At 58.4% G+C, this 15,550-nt stretch carries 19 protein-coding genes; 3 read left to right on the top strand and 16 right to left on the bottom strand.

Annotation, left to right across the window (positions count from 1 at the left end; genetic code table 11):
- Positions 1-124: 124 nt before the first annotated feature.
- Together FE795_RS15135 and FE795_RS15130 are read left to right on the top strand one after the other, a co-directional pair.
- The gene (locus FE795_RS15135; RefSeq protein WP_039943413.1) at positions 125-1,636 is read left to right on the top strand and encodes a S41 family peptidase; all 1,512 of its coding nucleotides are present in this window, start codon (positions 125-127) and stop codon (positions 1,634-1,636) included.
- 15 nt (positions 1,637-1,651) lie between these two features.
- Positions 1,652-2,425: a HesA/MoeB/ThiF family protein gene (locus tag FE795_RS15130; RefSeq protein ID WP_003802145.1), complete on the top strand. Its 774-nt coding sequence runs from the start codon at positions 1,652-1,654 to the stop codon at positions 2,423-2,425.
- A gap of 116 nt (positions 2,426-2,541) precedes the next feature.
- On the opposite strand, the gene FE795_RS15125 is transcribed toward FE795_RS15130, so the two are convergent.
- From FE795_RS15125 to FE795_RS15100, 6 genes are all read right to left on the bottom strand, one after another.
- On the bottom strand, positions 2,542-3,267 hold the full coding sequence (locus FE795_RS15125; protein ID WP_003802144.1) for a pyrimidine 5'-nucleotidase: 726 nt from the start codon (positions 3,265-3,267) through the stop codon (positions 2,542-2,544).
- Positions 3,268-3,270: 3 nt separating this feature from the next.
- On the bottom strand, positions 3,271-4,167 hold the full coding sequence (gene argB / locus FE795_RS15120; protein ID WP_003802143.1) for an acetylglutamate kinase: 897 nt from the start codon (positions 4,165-4,167) through the stop codon (positions 3,271-3,273).
- A gap of 75 nt (positions 4,168-4,242) precedes the next feature.
- Entirely contained in the window at positions 4,243-4,743 is a 501-nt protein-coding gene (locus FE795_RS15115) for a peroxiredoxin family protein (protein ID WP_219235181.1), read from the bottom strand.
- On the bottom strand, positions 4,740-5,432 hold the full coding sequence (locus FE795_RS15110; protein ID WP_003802139.1) for a BON domain-containing protein: 693 nt from the start codon (positions 5,430-5,432) through the stop codon (positions 4,740-4,742). Before FE795_RS15110 ends, FE795_RS15115 begins: the two co-directional genes overlap by 4 nt.
- Complete coding sequence (locus FE795_RS15105) at positions 5,429-6,022, bottom strand: phosphoheptose isomerase (RefSeq protein ID WP_003802136.1); 594 nt, start codon at positions 6,020-6,022, stop codon at positions 5,429-5,431. Before FE795_RS15105 ends, FE795_RS15110 begins: the two co-directional genes overlap by 4 nt.
- Positions 6,023-6,208: 186 nt before the next feature.
- The gene (locus FE795_RS15100; RefSeq protein ID WP_059318215.1) at positions 6,209-6,667 is read right to left on the bottom strand and encodes a YraN family protein; all 459 of its coding nucleotides are present in this window, start codon (positions 6,665-6,667) and stop codon (positions 6,209-6,211) included.
- A gap of 34 nt (positions 6,668-6,701) precedes the next feature.
- Between FE795_RS15100 and rsmI the strand changes: the two genes are divergently transcribed.
- Positions 6,702-7,640, top strand: coding sequence for a 16S rRNA (cytidine(1402)-2'-O)-methyltransferase (gene rsmI, locus FE795_RS15095; protein WP_003802132.1), 939 nt, complete (start codon positions 6,702-6,704; stop codon positions 7,638-7,640).
- 36 nt (positions 7,641-7,676) lie between these two features.
- Here rsmI and FE795_RS15090 read toward each other — a convergent pair whose 3' ends face one another.
- The 10 genes from FE795_RS15090 to FE795_RS15045 form a co-directional block, all read right to left on the bottom strand.
- Positions 7,677-8,774 carry a septal ring lytic transglycosylase RlpA family protein gene (locus tag FE795_RS15090; RefSeq protein ID WP_003802130.1) on the bottom strand — a complete coding sequence of 366 codons (1,098 nt, stop codon included), beginning with the start codon at positions 8,772-8,774 and terminating at the stop codon, positions 7,677-7,679.
- Positions 8,771-9,646 carry an RNase adapter RapZ gene (gene rapZ, locus FE795_RS15085; protein ID WP_003802127.1) on the bottom strand — a complete coding sequence of 292 codons (876 nt, stop codon included), beginning with the start codon at positions 9,644-9,646 and terminating at the stop codon, positions 8,771-8,773. Before rapZ ends, FE795_RS15090 begins: the two co-directional genes overlap by 4 nt.
- Before the next feature lie 102 nt (positions 9,647-9,748).
- On the bottom strand, positions 9,749-10,675 hold the full coding sequence (gene hprK / locus FE795_RS15080; protein WP_003802126.1) for an HPr(Ser) kinase/phosphatase: 927 nt from the start codon (positions 10,673-10,675) through the stop codon (positions 9,749-9,751).
- Positions 10,647-11,147, bottom strand: a complete 501-nt coding sequence (locus FE795_RS15075; RefSeq protein ID WP_059318337.1) for a PTS sugar transporter subunit IIA — start codon at positions 11,145-11,147, stop codon at positions 10,647-10,649. The genes hprK and FE795_RS15075 overlap by 29 nt, the downstream gene beginning before the upstream one ends.
- A 154-nt stretch (positions 11,148-11,301) precedes the next feature.
- The gene (gene hpf, locus FE795_RS15070; RefSeq protein ID WP_003802121.1) at positions 11,302-11,628 is read right to left on the bottom strand and encodes a ribosome hibernation-promoting factor, HPF/YfiA family; all 327 of its coding nucleotides are present in this window, start codon (positions 11,626-11,628) and stop codon (positions 11,302-11,304) included.
- 189 nt (positions 11,629-11,817) lie between these two features.
- Positions 11,818-12,609, bottom strand: a complete 792-nt coding sequence (lptB, locus tag FE795_RS15065) for an LPS export ABC transporter ATP-binding protein (RefSeq protein ID WP_003802120.1) — start codon at positions 12,607-12,609, stop codon at positions 11,818-11,820.
- A gap of 18 nt (positions 12,610-12,627) precedes the next feature.
- Positions 12,628-13,278: a lipopolysaccharide transport periplasmic protein LptA gene (lptA, locus tag FE795_RS15060; RefSeq protein WP_003802119.1), complete on the bottom strand. Its 651-nt coding sequence runs from the start codon at positions 13,276-13,278 to the stop codon at positions 12,628-12,630.
- On the bottom strand, positions 13,275-13,895 hold the full coding sequence (gene lptC, locus FE795_RS15055) for an LPS export ABC transporter periplasmic protein LptC (RefSeq protein ID WP_003802118.1): 621 nt from the start codon (positions 13,893-13,895) through the stop codon (positions 13,275-13,277). Before lptC ends, lptA begins: the two co-directional genes overlap by 4 nt.
- Positions 13,896-13,897: 2 nt before the next feature.
- Positions 13,898-14,503: a KdsC family phosphatase gene (locus tag FE795_RS15050; RefSeq protein ID WP_003802117.1), complete on the bottom strand. Its 606-nt coding sequence runs from the start codon at positions 14,501-14,503 to the stop codon at positions 13,898-13,900.
- 2 nt (positions 14,504-14,505) lie between these two features.
- Complete coding sequence (locus FE795_RS15045; protein ID WP_003802116.1) at positions 14,506-15,495, bottom strand: KpsF/GutQ family sugar-phosphate isomerase; 990 nt, start codon at positions 15,493-15,495, stop codon at positions 14,506-14,508.
- Between the last annotated feature and the right edge of the window lie 55 nt (positions 15,496-15,550).

Here is a 15,550-nt window from a genome sequence, read left to right as displayed (position 1 = left end):
AGCGCAGGGTAGCGACTCAAGCCCAGTTCACGCTGGTCGGCGCTTTACGCTACTCTTATAATGCATGGTCGGGTCAGCTCCGGGAGGTGGCCCCGTCTTGAATCTGAAAATAATGGGAATGTGCATGAGCACTCGAAGGATTGGCAGCATTGGACTAGTGGCAGCAGGTGCTGTGGGCGGTATTTTGATCAGCCTTGGCATTACTGCGGTCGCTCAACGCGGCGAGCCATTGCCTTTGCGCGAACTGCAACAGTTCGCCAATGTGTTCGCTGCCATCAAGAACACGTACGTGGAACCTTTGACGGATCAGACCCTGGTCAATAATGCGATCAAGGGGCTGTTTACCGATCTGGACCCGCACTCGGCCTATCTGGATGCGGATGCGTTCAAGGAAATGGAAGCCATGACCCAGGGCGGGTTTGGCGGTCTGGGCATAGAAATCGGTAGCGAGGACGGGATGCCCAAAGTCATCTCGCCGATTGAAGACACACCGGCTGCCCGTGCCGGCATTCTGGCTGGCGACATCATCACGCACATCAATGGCAAACCGACCAAGGATTTGAGCCTGAATGATGCAGTCAAGCAAATGCGTGGCGAGCCCAATACATCGATCAAACTGACGATTCGTCGTGCTGGCCGGGACAAGCCGCTGGAATTCAATCTGGTGCGCGATGTCATCAAGGTGCGCAGCGTGCGCTCCAAGATGCTGGCTGACGACGTGGCCTACGTGCGCATTGCCCAGTTCCAGGAACGCACGGCGGCTGATCTGATCAAGCAGTTGTCCGAAGTCTACAAAGGCCCTGGCGCACCGAAAGGTTTGGTCATTGACCTGCGCAACGATCCTGGTGGCTTGCTGGAAAGCGCTATTGGCGTCTCGTCCGCCTTCCTGGATTCGGGTGACCTGGTGGTATCGACCAAAGGTCGTATCCCCTCGTCCAATCGCGAGTATTACGTCAAGTCCATGCAGTCCGTGCTGGGTGAGCTCGACACGGATGCGGACGTCCTGAAAAAGCTGGACTGGCTCAAGACCGTGCCTATCGTTGTGCTGGTGAATGTGGGCTCGGCCTCGGCCTCGGAAATTGTGGCTGGTGCTTTGCAGGATCACAAGCGGGCCACCATTATTGGTAATCGCACCTTCGGCAAGGGCTCGGTGCAAAGCGTGGTGCCGCTGTCCGAGGACTCAGGGCTGAAGCTGACCACCGCTTTGTATTACACGCCTAACGGCACGTCGATTCAGGTGACGGGCGTTCAGCCAGATGTGGTGGTGGACGATACCGCACAAGGTAATTTGTTCCGTCTGCCTCGTGAGGTGGATCTCAAACGCCATTTGCTCAACAGTAAAGTGGATGAAAGCACCGAAGAAGAACAGCCTGATCTGGGTATGAGCCCCGAATTCAAGATGTTCGAGTTTGGTGGTGACGACGATTATCAGTTGCAGCAGGCGCTGAACCATTTGGCGGGACGTCCGGTCATGAAAAATGATCCGGCCAAAGTTGCTGCCGCCAAGCAGGCTGCTGCCCAGCGCGAGAAGGACGTGGCGTCCGAATCGACTGAAAAAAAAAGTCCCCTGAATCAGCAACCCAGCGTTGAGCGGTTCCGAATCACCCCGAAAGGGCTCGAGCCGGTAACTCCGTAAACACAGGCTCTTGACGTGGAAGATCAGCAATTACTGCGCTATGCGCGGCATATTCTGCTCGACGAGTTCGGGGTGGAAGCGCAGGAGCGGGTGCTGGCCTCCCGCATCCTGGTAGTTGGAGCGGGAGGCCTGGGCTCCCCGGTGGTGGCGTATCTGGCGGCTTCGGGGGTGGGCTCCATCATTCTGGTCGACGATGATCAAGTGGAATTGAGCAATCTGCAACGCCAGATTGCTCACACCACTGATCGTCTGGGCTGGGACAAGGTCGAGTCTGCCAAGCTGCATATTGAGCAGCTCAATCCTGAAGTCAAGGTCACTCCTGTCGTTCAGCGTCTGGACGAAGCGGGCTTGATGCATTGGGTTCGGCAAGTCGATTTGGTGCTGGATTGCTGCGACAACTTTGCGACCCGCCACGCCATTAACCGCGCCTGCGTGGCCCTGCGTAAACCATTGGTGTCCGGTGCGGCGATTCGTTTTTCGGGGCAGGTCAGCACCTATGACCTGCGTCAGCCCGACGCCCCTTGCTACCACTGCCTGTTCCCCGAAGCCGATGATGTTGAGGAATTGCGCTGCGCTACCACAGGCGTTCTGTCGCCTTTGCTGGGTATGGTGGGTAGTGCGCAAGCAGTCGAGGCCTTGAAGCTGTTAGGCGGCTTCGGAGAGCCTTTGGTCGGCCGTTTGTTAAGCGTGGATGCCTTCAACATGAATTGGCATACGGTGCGTTTTCGTAAAGATCCGGCCTGCCCGGTATGCGGTGCCGAAGCGGTGGAACAGCGCCATCAGGTCTGATTTTTTTCTGACCGCAGTGTATGTCGGTGAGTCAAGAGCAGAAAAATGGCCGCTCTTGACGACACATCACTGAAAAAGGGAATTGGCTCGCTATCGTGACAGGGATGGTAAGGCCCTTAGAGGCGTGGCCAGTTCTTGACCAGTTGGGCGATGCGGTTGATGCGGTGATCGACATAAGGGCTGCGGCCATGATACATGGCGCTAAAGGGAGTGCCCGCGTTATAGATGTGGATGGTTTGCATCCCCAGCTGTCGGGCGCTTTTCAGATTGCGCAAGGTATCTTCCACCAGCACAATGTCGCGAGCCTGCGCCTTGAGCATGGCCAAGGCCTGCTTCATCAGCGCCTGCGAGGGCTTGGGGCGATAGCGACCTTGCAGTTGCATGTGCTCAATAGCCCACAGGCCATCAAAAACCGGTAGCAAATTCAGTGCCTTCAGAACACGATGTGCGTAGTCCTGGGGCGCGTTGGTCAACAACAGCTTATAGCCCGGTAGGCGGCGCAGCTGGTAGGCAAGGCCCGGCTCGGCACTGATCAGGGAAGGCACATCAAAATCGTGCGCGTGCTTGAGGAAGGCCGCCGGGTCGGCGCCGTGATGGCGATGCAGGCCAATCATGGTTGCGCCATAGCGTTGCCAGTATTCCAGACGCAGCCGGTCGGCCTCGTCCATGTCTACACCCAGGGTTTGCGCCACGCCGATACGCATTCGCCCGTCAATAGCCTGAAAAATGCCTTGAGAGGCATTGTGCAGGGTGTTATCCAGGTCAAACAGCCAGATGGTCTCATCGGGCTGGCAGGCAGACAAAGGCCGTGCCCAGGCATGGGCACGGATTGGAGCGCGCACGGATTAATGCGAGCTGATCATGGTGCCAACACCACGGTCAGTCAGGATTTCCAGCAGCAGGCAATGGGGAACACGTCCGTCGATGACATGGACGGAATTGACCCCGTTGCGGGCGGCATCCAGAGCCGAGGAAATCTTGGGCAGCATGCCACCGGAGATTGTGCCGTCGGCAAAGAGCTCGTCAATCGTTTGAGCCGACAGGCGGCGCAACAACTGGCCTTCCTTGTTCAGCACGCCGGGGGTGTTGGTCAGCATGACCAGTTTCTCCGCACTGAGCACCTCGGCCATTTTGCCGGCCACCACGTCGGCATTGATGTTGTAAGCCTGACCGTCCTCGCCGTATCCAATCGAGGAGATCACGGGGATGAACTGGTCATCTTGCAAGGCTTTGACCACCTCGGGCTGAATACTTTCGATATCGCCCACAAAACCGATATCGAGCAGTTGGCCGGGATGCTCGGCGTCAGGCAGCATTTTTTTGGTGACACGAATCATGCCACCGTCCTTACCTGTCAGACCGACGGCCTTGCCGCCGGCTTCATTGATCATCATGACGATGTCTTGCTGTACCTGACCACCCAGAACCCACTCCACCACTTCCATGGTTTCAGCGTCGGTCACGCGCATGCCCTGGATAAAAGTGCCTTCCTTACCCACGCGCTTGAGGGCGTCGTTGATCTGGGGGCCGCCACCGTGCACCACAACGGGCTTGAGGCCAACCAGCTTGAGCAAGACCACATCATGGGCAAAGCTGCGCTGCAAAGCTTCTTCGGTCATGGCATTGCCACCGTACTTGATGACAACGGTTTTGCCGTGGAAGCGACGAATATAGGGCAGGGCCTCGGACAAAACTTCTGCTTTGACGGTCGAGGAATAATTCTGCGGATCTGTGGTGCTCATTGATGCGCTCACTTGAAGAAAACCCGGGTCCACTGCTGGTACCCGGGGTTATGTGGCTGGGGCAAAAACAGGAGCTTAGCTGCTGGCCAGGGCTTTTTCGACAGTAGCAATGAACTCCTGCTTGTCGTAGTTGCCCAGGTAGCGCTTGATGATGTAACCCTGTTTGTCGAGTAAAAAGGCAGTGGGCGTCAGACGGACGTCCCCAAAGGCCTTGGCGATATCGCCCTTGTCGTCATGGACAACCGTGAACGGCAGTTGGCGGGACTGGGTGAAATTACGCACGTAATTGATGGGGTCGTGCTTCATGGCGACGGCCACGATATCAAATCCCTTGCTGGACAAGGCATTGAAGTTCTCAATGTTGTCAGGCATTTGCGCAACGCAGGTGGTGCAGTCCGTGGCCCAGAACTTCACCAGGACTACTTTGCCTTGCAGATCTTTGGTCTCAAAGTGTTTGCCATTGAGGTCGGTGAAGGCGACGTCCGGGGCGCTGGCCTTGGCGCTGCCGGACATGGTCCATACGCCCAGACCTACAGCGATGGCAACGACAAAGGCAATGATGACTACTTTTTTCATTGGACAGGCATCACTTCTACAGAAGAGGCGGGAGCAGGCTGTGCTGCCGGAGCCGCTGTGCCAGCGGGGGCAGTGCTTGGCTGATTGTTGGTGCTAAAAGGTTGTGCCAGGCTTTCGGCGCTGACGTACTCAAAGAGCTTGACCACTTTGTTCACGCCGGGCACGCTGGAGGCGGCAATCGCGGCGCGCTCGCCCTCTTCGTGAGTGACACGGCCCAGCAGGTAGACTACGCCACGCTCGGTTGTGGTGGAGATCGTGCGGCTAGGCACGTCCTTGGCGTTCAGCAAGGCGGTGCTGACCCGGGTGGTAATCCAGGAGTCGTTCGAACGCACACTCAACGGGGTGGGCTCGCCCACGCGCAATTCATTGACCACGCGAGTGACTTTGTCGACTTTGGAGACCAGACGTCCCGCCTCTTCTTTGTCAGCCTGGGTGGGCACATCCCCCGTCAGCAGGGCAAGCCCGGCGTAGGAGGTGGTGTTGATGCGACCTTCCTTGTTCTCCAGCAGGCGACGTGTTTCCGCGCCGGCTTTCATGACAATGGTTTTGTCCTCGACCTGTTCGCCTGTGGTGCGACGGTCGGTAGCTACGACAGCGGTCGTGGCGGCAGCGCCGCCGACCACCAGTAGTCCGCAGCCGGTCAGTGTGGTGCTGGCCAGCAGGGCGGCCAGAATCAAACGGTGTTTCATAGGGGATCTCCCAGCAGCAGGGCATCAATGCCATCGCACATGGCATGCAACAGAACAATGTGTACTTCCTGAATACGCATGGTTCGATCGTGCGGTACGCAAAGATGAATGTCTGTGTCCGAGAGCAGCTCGGCGATTTTTCCGCCGCCTTTGCCTGTCAGGGCAATGATGACCATATCGCGCTCGCGGGCGGCCTCGATGGCGCGGATGACATTAGGCGAGTTGCCGCTGGTGGAGATGGCCACCAGAATGTCGCCAGTCTGGCCCAAGGCACTGACCTGGCGTTCAAAAATACTGTCAAAGCCGTAATCGTTGCCCACCGCCGTCATGATCGAGGTATCGGTGTTCAACGCAATGCCGGCCAAAGGCAGGCGGTCGCGCTCAAAACGGCCCACCAGCTCTGCAATAAAGTGCTGGGCGTCGGCTGCTGATCCGCCGTTTCCGCAAGCCAGAATCTTGCCGTCGTTAGCCAGGGTGGCAAACAATAGCTCGACAGCGGCGGCCAAAGGTTCGGCCAGTTCGCGGGTGCTGGCTTTGAGGGTATCGACGGAATCGTCGAAATGCGAAGTCATTAAGGCGATAAGGTCCATAGCGCGCATTATCGCATGGAGAATTTCCCTGTGGGGCAGGCAGAACGTGTCATGTTGAAAAAAACGCCACGGTATTGAAACCAGATGCTGTATCCGGATTGAAATAGGGGCAGGTGCCCGATTTTTTCTATAGGACAGTGTCCTTGCCGAAAAATTCCCAGCTAGTCAGGCCTGGTTGGAACGGGCTCAAGTTTGTTCGAAGGCCTGCTGGACCCAGGTCAGGGTATCGCCTTCAATCGCGATCACGTCAAAACGGCAGGCTGGCAGCCGGCCATGAAAATAGCGTTGGCTCAGGATTGGCAGCCAGTGTTGGGCGGCCAGGATCAAGCGCCGTTGCTTATCCCGGTTTACACTGGCAAGCGCCCCTCCGTAGGTCTTGTGATTGCGCTGGCGCACTTCCAGAAACACAAGTTGCTCTTGATGGCACAGGACCAGGTCAATTTCCCCAAAGCGAGTACGTAATTGGCGGGCCAGAACGCGGGCTCCATGAGCGAGGACATGTTCGCAGGCGCGCTGTTCGGCCTGATCGCCGCTTGTCTGACTGGGAGAGCGCCTGGGCTCAGCCTTTCTGCTTGCTGGGCGACGCTGCGGTTTGCGTCGCAGTTGCCGATTTTGAGCCTGGCGGGCGTAGTCAAAGAGGTTCATAGGGATACACGATGATGAATAAGCAGGATCGAGCATGAGCGATACCGAAAACCGGACAGTGAACGCGGCAGTCTGGCAAAGCATGATGGACAAGGTACAGGGCCAGGTCTGGCCATCCTCTTGTCTGTATGTGGTGGCCACGCCCATTGGCAATATGGGAGACCTTAGCCTGCGCGGCTGGCAGGCGCTGGAGCTGTGTGACATTATTGCGGCCGAGGACACACGGGCAACGCGCCCTTTTTTACAGGCCTGGGGCATACAAACGCCGCTGATGGCGGCTCATCGTCACAACGAGGCGCAGGCGGCTCAGGCCATTATTCAGCGTCTGGAGCAAGGGCAGCGAGTGGCCTTGGTATCGGATGCGGGGGCACCTGCTGTCAGTGACCCGGGTGCGCGTGTGGTGCGCTCAGTGCGGCAAGCCGGGTTTCAGGTCGTGCCTTTGCCCGGAGCCTCGGCCGTTATTGCCGCCTTGATGGGTAGTGGCGCCACGAGCGACGAGAACCCTGCATTTGCGTTTGCCGGCTTTATGCCGCCCAAGACGGTGGCGCGTCGCAAGTGGCTGCAGCATTGGTCCAGCCTGGGCATGCCGGTGTTGATGTTCGAGTCGCCCCACCGCCTGCGTGCCGCCGTGCGCGATATGCAAGAAGTATGCGGCCCAATGCGGGAGCTGACTTTTGCGCGTGAACTGAGTAAACGTTTCGAGCAGATTCACACCGTGCCCCTGGGGCAGGCTCTGGCCTGGCTGGATGAAGACAGTCACCGGGAGCAAGGGGAGTTTGTGCTGATTTTGCATGAGGCCCCGCGAGAGCCTGATGAGGATGCGCCCGTTCTGGATGCAACTACGCAGCGGTGGATGAAGGCCCTGCTGGAGCAGGTTTCATTGCGGGACGCCGCCCGCATTGCCAGTCAGGCAACCGGGATTTCCCGCGATGTACTCTATGCCTGGGGCTTGGCAAACGCGCCCCAAGGCTAGTGAGCTGGAGCCGGTCGGATTGCTTCTCCCAATACCTTAGCGCACAGCGACAGAGGGGCTCAGACCGGTTTTTTGCTTGATGCGGTAGGCCGCGTTAATCGCTTCGGTGCGATTGGGGTAGGGCCCGATCTGTACGCGGTACAGATCGTTGTGGGTCTGAACCTGGGCATCGCGGTATTCCACCTGCGCTATCTGGCGATTGAGCTGTTGCGCCAGGGCGGCGGCATTCTCTCTTGCAGAGAATGCGCCGAACTGGAGGTAAACCCGGCTTTGACCCGAAGGAGCCTGCGGCTTGCTGGTGTTTGTTGTCGTCGCCTGCACAATCAACTGCTGATCGTTGGCATCGCTGCTCCAGCTGGGAGAATCATCCAGCTCTATCGTCAGCTCTTCTTGCGGCAGGGCAGACAAGGCATCGGGCGTAGGCTCCAGCGTTTCCGTGATGGTCAGGCTGGATTGGGGTTCGGCGATGGCCAGTGTGTCGAGGGGTGTTTCAGCCTCGGCCTGGGCCAGCTCAATGTCGCCCTGCTCAAAGCTGCCATTACGTATTTCTTCCTCGGTAATCGCTTCCACCAGGACAGTGCCGCTGCCGGGCGCAATCAAGTCCAGCTTGGCTGCCGCGACGTAGGATAAATCGATGATGCGTGAGCTGTGAAAGGGGCCGCGATCGTTGATGCGCACAATGACAGATTTGCCTGTCTTGGGCCGGGTCACACGCGCATAGCTCGGAATAGGCAAGGTGGGATGGGCCGCCGTCATGGCATACATATCGTAGGTTTCGCCATTAGCGGTTTTCTTGCCGTGAAACTTGCGTCCATACCAGGAAGCGGTGCCGGTCTGGGTAAAGGCTTTGTGGGAAGTATGAGGAACAAAGCTTTTGCCGAGCACGGTATAGGGACGGGTATTGCTGCGGGCGATCGGTTCTATGCGAGGGGTGGCGTTGGGAGTGGCGTGCAGATTGGCCGGTATGCGAGAGTGGGGGCCATCGTCTTTGTAATAACCTCCGCCTCGCGGCGCTGAAACGGTGGCCCCCGGTTTGGCTTTGGGTTTGGCGCGCTTGGGGCTGGATGAGCACCCGGCCAGCAAGGCCAGTATGCTCAGCACGGCGCCTAATTTGTAAAAAAGGGAATGACTCATGGGACGGGATTGATAGGCGGTTGGTTGCGATGGCGTACCAGCAAGGGCGCATAATCGGCAAAACGCAGTGCCAGTTGTTCCGCTACATAGACAGAGCGATGCTGACCGCCCGTGCAACCAATGGCTACAGTCAGATAATTGCGAGTGTCCTGCATATATAAAGGTAGCCAGCGCCGCACGAAACCCGCGATGTCATCGATCATGGTTTCCACGGAGCCGAACTGGGCCAGCCATTTGGCCACTGGCTCGTCCCGGCCTGTCATGGGACGCAGTTCGGGGTCGTAGTGCGGGTTGGGTAGACAGCGCACGTCAAATACCAGATCGGCATCGCCGGGCACGCCACGTTTGTAGGCAAAGGACTCAAAGGTCAGCACCACGCTGGCCCGATCGGCCTGCACCAGATCGCGAATCCAGGCGCGCAGCTGGCCGGGTGTCAGGTCCGTGGTGTCGATAATGTGGCCCAGTTCGCGCAAAGGAGCGGTCATTTCCCGCTCTGCTTCGATGCATTCCTGCAGCGAGGGGGAGCGGCCGTCCTGACGGAGGCGGTCTGTCAGCGGGTGACGGCGACGCGATTCCGAGTAACGCTGCATCAGAGTGTGATCGCTGGCATTGAGAAACAGTACGCGCAGGGCATAGCCTTCTTCGTTCAGCTTGCTGATGACTCCGGGCAGGATGTCCAGATCACCGGCGCCGCGCACGTCAATAGCGACGGCCAGTCGCTCCAGCCCCTGTTCAGCAGAACGCTGAACAAATTCGGCCAGAAATCGGGGAGGCAGGTTGTCTATGCAGAGATAGCCGGTATCTTCCAGCAGACGCAAGGCAACTGATTTTCCCGAACCGGATATGCCGGTAATCAATACAACTTTCAGCATTGTGGCAAAAGGCTCCGAGTCGCTGCCCGGCAGGCGGGCGGCGGTTAGGTGAAACAGGACAAAGCCCTCAGGGCACGCTGAGTGCGAATGGCCCTGGGGTGCCTAGTCTTCGCGGCTATTCATGATAGCCAGTGCCTGGCGTTCGATGAAATCGCCCATGGTGTCAATGCCGCGGAAAGCGAGGATGGTATTGCGCACCGCCGCTTCCACCAGCACCGCAAGGTTTCGGCCTGCGGCCACCTGGAGCATGACACGTTTGATGTCGACCCCCAGCACTTCCTGCGTCTGGTCCTGGGTGGGCAGACGCTCGAAACTGTCGGGGTTGGAACGGACCAGGTGCACGATTAGTTTAAGCTTCATTCTACGACGAACGGAGGTTTCGCCGAAAATGGTGCGTATGTCCAGCAGACCCAGGCCCCGTACCTCAAGCAGATTTTGCAGTAGGGGTGGGCACTGACCGTCAATCATGTTGGGGGCGGTGCGGGACAGTTCGACCGCATCGTCTGCCACCAGACCGTGACCACGCGAGATCAATTCCAGCGCCAGTTCGCTTTTTCCCAGTCCCGACTCGCCGGTAATCAGTACCCCCAAACCCAGCACATCCATAAAGACACCGTGCATGGTGGTTTTCGGGGCCAGACGTCTGCCCAGATAAATGCGCAGCAGATCAATGAGCTGGGCGGCATCAATAGGCGTGTAGAGCAGGGGTACGCCTTGTTCTTCGCAAAACTGGATCAGGTCGTCGGGAGCGACGGCGTCATTGGCGATGAACAGGGCGGGAACTCCGCCTTGCCTGAGATCATCCAGGTGATGCAGGCGACGCTTGACGTCAAAGCGACTGTAGAAAGAGAGCTCTTCGGGGCCGAAAACCTGAATGCGGCCCGGATGGATCAGGTTCAGATGGCCGACCAGATCCGCGGCAGAAGCACCAAGGTCGGGGATGGGGCGCAGGGCAGCATGTTTTCCGGCTGCCCAGCTTACCTCGAGCTTGTCGTGATTATCATTGACCAGTTCTTGAACTGTCAGCATCGGAATGTTCCGCGTTGAGATCGGGGGTCTGGGTCAGGAGCTGGTGTATTTGAACCGGGTCCGTTTCCTGTGCCAGTGCCTGACGGATATCCTGATCGGCCATCAGGCGGGCGATCTCGGCCAGCAAGTCCAGGTGGATTTGAGTGGCCGTCTCGGGAACCAGCAGAAAGAACAGCAGGCTGGCGGTACGGCCATCGCTGGGATCGAAACGCACCGGCTCGGCCAGACGCATGAAAACGGCACAAGGCTCCTTGAGGTCCTTGATCCGACCGTGCGGCACAGCAACGTCGTGACCAAGAGCGGTGGAGCCCAGGCGCTCGCGAGCGATCAGGCTATGGAAAACGGCTGTCCGGGCAATGCCGTGATGGTTCTCGAATATTAGTCCGGCTTGTTCAAAAGCGCGCTTCTTGCTGGTGACAGCAAGATCTAGAACCACGTTGGACAAAGGCAATATACGCGACAAGAGATTCATGACGGCCATTATAGGGGGGAATGTTTTTTAGCTAAACATTTTTTGGATGGCTAACAACAGGCGGACAGATACGCCCTGAAACACAAAACCCCGAACTTATGAAAAGTACGGGGTTTGTTGGCAGGGCTATGCCTGCTGTACCAGTTCGGCGTGATCAGGCAGCCGGAACTTCGAGCCGCTTGGCGGGCTCATGCGCATGGCTGTTTGCCTTTTCCTTGTATTTCAGGATCTGTCGGTCAATCTTATCGGCCAGCAGATCAATCGCGGCATACAAGTTCTCGTCTGAAGATGCGCAATGAATATCTTTGCCGGGGACACGGACGGTCACTTCGGCAGTGTGCTTCAGACGTTCAATGGAAAGCATAACCTGCGAGTCAACCACGTTGTCGAAGTGCTTTTCAATTCGACCAATTTTGCTTTTGACGTAGTCGCGAATGGCAGGAGTTATGTCAAGATTACGGCCAGTGATGTTAAGGCTCATATAGGCTCTCCGTAGTAGTCAAACAACTTGTTCTAGAGGGGGGATATCGTCGTCTTTAGCCTCCTTACTACTGATCTTGGATATCCCAGTATACCTATATGTGGGTCAGATAACATGACCTGAATCAATCTGTGATGTGCAGGAAAACCCTTGGCCCCGCCCGGTCCGGTTACCAGGCTTGAAATTGGCTTACATCCGGAAGTTCGATCCCAGATAAACCTTGCGCACAGCTTCATTGTCGATGATTTCGGACGGATGCCCGCTGGTCAGAACGGTGCCCTCACTGATGATGTAGGCCCGGTCGCAAATGCCCAGTGTCTCGCGCACGTTATGGTCGGTAATCAGCACGCCGATGTTGCGCCCCTTGAGAAATTGCACAATGCGTTGAATCTCGATCACGGCAATCGGGTCCACCCCGGCAAAGGGCTCGTCCAGCAGAATAAATCGCGGGTTGCTGGCCAGCGCACGGGCAATTTCCACGCGTCGCCGCTCGCCGCCTGACAGGGAAAGGGCGGTGTTTTGCCGGATATGCCCGATCTGCAGCTCGTTAATCAGGGTTTCCAGGCGCTCGTTGATGTCTTGCTTGCTGATGTGGCGGCCGTTCTCGTCCAGTTGCAGTTCGAGTACGGCGCGGATGTTTTCCTCTACGGTCAGACGTCGAAAGACAGACGCATCCTGCGGCAGATACGACAGGCCCAGCCGTGCGCGCTTGTGCATGGGCATGGCGGTAATGGGCGTGCCGTCAATTTCGATGCGGCCAGCATCGGCAGGCACAATGCCTACGATCATATAGAAGCTGGTGGTTTTGCCAGCTCCGTTCGGGCCGAGCAGGCCTACCACCTCACCGCTTTCCACATTCAGGGAAACGTCCTGCACAACGGTGCGTTTGCCGTAGGTTTTGCGCAGGCCTTGTGCAATCAGGCTGCCTTTGGTCGAGTGGCTGGCGCGGGTGGGGGTAGACGGGTTGTTAGGAGCAACCATGGTTCAGGGGTGTCCGGTCTATTTGCGGGAGGAAGACTTGCGTTGGCATTCGGCCAGGGCTGCATCGGCATTGGCGCGGGGGCGCGCCACAGAGCGTACGCGACCGTCTCGTGTGGCGGAGTCGGCTCCCCCGAACGCTTGGTACGTGCCGTCTTTTTGCCGGTAGATCACGCGTTGCCCCTGAATGGAGTCTTGTAGTTTGCCGCAAATATAACGATTGACCACCGCCTTGCCAATGAGCTCGACCTCTTCGGTCTTGCCGTTGTAGATGGCCCGAACGCCTTCGGCCGTGATCAGCTCAAATTTGGCCGGGTCTTCTTGTCGAATCGTGACACGGGGGCGTTCACTGACGGTGGCCGTTCCATGCTGGAAGCCTTCCGCATCCTGTTCGATTGCGAGCTGGTCGGCCATCAAGGTCATGGCGCCGCGCGTCAGGATGATGTTGCCTTTGTAAACCGTTTGCTTGGCAATATCGTCGTAGGTCAAGGTATCGGACAATACAGAGGTGTCCGGTTCGGCAGCCGCCGAGGCCGCTGCCTGGGCCAGGGCGGGGGCCGCAGGCAGCATGGCCAGAGCGCTTGTGCTCAGGCACAGGGCCAGGGCACCGCGCACGAGGCCAAAGGAGAGCATGGGCTTGTGGCCCAGGCGGGCGCTGTCAGGCGTAGTCATGGAGGGGAATCCTTAGAGCTATTGGAGGAACGCGCTTTTTGTGTTTGCTGGCCCGAGATTTTAACGTCGGATTCCGACATGACGTTCAATTGGCGAACGCGATTGTCGTAACGCATTCCGGTGCCGCGCATGGTGGACTGGCCGTTCACGACCAATGCCGGTTCGTTGGTGTACACCACGTCTTCCTCGGGCAGGATGATCAGCACTTCGCTGCGCACGTCCATTGCCTCTTCCTCGGGCGTGGCCTGTCGGTGGATATGGGCATTGCCCTTCATGGTGATGACGTCACCGCCTGCATTCATATGGGCGGTGTCCGAGGTGGCAATCGTCAGGGGCGAGTCGGGCCGGTTGCTGACGGCCCGCGGGGAGGTGATGTCGTGTGAGTCGTCATCGGGGTAGTGATAGGCAATTTCTCCGTCCAGGCGGCTGATTGCCATGCCCGTTTCATCGGAGCTGATCATGGTGAAATTGCGCGCCCAGGAGTCGGGCTCGTGGGTAACACGGCGAGGGGGATCAATCGCGACCGAGCGTTGCGTGTAATCGACCGCCCACAGCGTTGCCAGTACCAGCAAAGCCAGCAGCAACAGGGAAATGAAGGTAGGTAGACGGTCGCGCATGATTACTGAATGACTCCCGTGGTCTTCAAGGGGCCCCCGGTGATAAAAGCGGCAAGGCGTCCCTGGGAGGCCAGGATGGCATCACAGCACTCACGCACCGCGCCGTGGCCGGCAGGCTGTGTGGCCACCCAGCTGGCGATCTGGCTAATATAGAAGGGCGCTTCAGGAACGCTGGCGGAGAACCCCACGCGCTGCATGGCAGGCAAATCGATCAGATCGTCGCCCATATATCCCAGCTCGCTCAGGGACAGACCATTTTCCTGTGCCAGCTGCGTCAGCACGGCAATTTTGTCGCGTACGCCCTGGTGGACGAAGGGAATGCCCAGTTCGGCAGCACGACGTGACACGATACCGCTTTCACGCCCGGTAATCAGAGCCACGCCGATGCCACTCTCGCCGAGCATGCGCAAACCATGGCCATCGAGCGCGTGAAAGCTTTTGAATTCCTCGCCGTTCGCGCTGTACCACAGGCGTCCGTCGGTCAATACGCCATCCACGTCAAAGACCATCATGCGCAACTGGCGCAACTGGTTTCGAACGAGTTCGGGCAGCTTGGCCAGAATTTGGGCTTCAGCGGGGTGAAGCGGGGCAGTGGGCGTGTTCATCATGATCAGATTACCTTTGCAGCCAACAGGTCGTGCATGTGCAGAGCTCCCAATAGTAGCCCGTTTGCGTCCAATACCAGCATTTGGCTGATGCGCAGGGCATCCATTTGCTCGGCCGCTTCAATGGCCAACGCCTCGGCGGCAATGCTGCGCGGTTCACGCGACATGCCTTCGGACACGGGCAGGTTTCGTATGTCGCCTGCGCGCGCAATCAGGCGGCGCAGGTCCCCGTCGGTGAACAGGCCCACCGGCCGGCCCTGGGGATCGGTGACGATCGTCATGCCCATTCCCTTGCTGGACATTTCGATCAGGGCATCAGGGACCAGGGTGTCGGGGGAAACGACGGGTAACTGCTCGCCGCTGCGCATGATGTCGCGCACAAACGTCAGGAGTTGTCGGCCCAGCGCTCCACCTGGGTGGGAGCGGGCAAAATCCTCACGGCTAAAGCCTCGGGCCTCCAGACAGGCGACGGCCAGCGCATCACCCAGGACCAGGGCGGCGGTGGTGCTGGCCGTAGGGGCCAGGTTGAGGGGGCAAGCCTCATGCTCGACATGAGCATCCAGGTGCAAATCGGCGTTCTGAGCCAGTTCGGACTGGGCGTGCCCTGTGATGGCAATCAGCTTGGCACCCATCCGCCGCAGCACGGTTAGCACCGTGACCAGCTCCTGGGCCTGGCCCGAATAGGAAATGGCAATGACCACATCCTGCTTGGTAATCATGCCCAGATCGCCATGCAGGGCCTCGGCAGCGTGCATGAAAAAAGCCGGCGTGCCAGTCGACGCCAGTGTCGCGGCGATTTTGCGCGCAACGTGGCCAGACTTGCCGATGCCGGTCACCACTACCCGGCCCTGACAGTGCACGAGCAACTGGGTGGCTTGGACAAAGTTCTGGTCCAGGCGCTGACCCAGCGCCTGCAACGCCTCTACTTCAATGGCGAAGGTGCGTCGTGCCGAGGACAGAATGTGTTCGGGATCGAAATGTGCCGGTGTATTCATGGCGGAATTGTAAACGTGAAGTGTGCGCTTGGCATGCTGATTCGCAGGAGGCACA

Origin of the sequence: Alcaligenes ammonioxydans (assembly GCF_019343455.1) — a bacterium.
Classification (GTDB): domain Bacteria; phylum Pseudomonadota; class Gammaproteobacteria; order Burkholderiales; family Burkholderiaceae_B; genus Alcaligenes; species Alcaligenes ammonioxydans.
The sequence above is the reverse complement of the archived record's forward strand: the minus strand, read 5'-3'. Positions and strand labels throughout refer to the sequence as shown.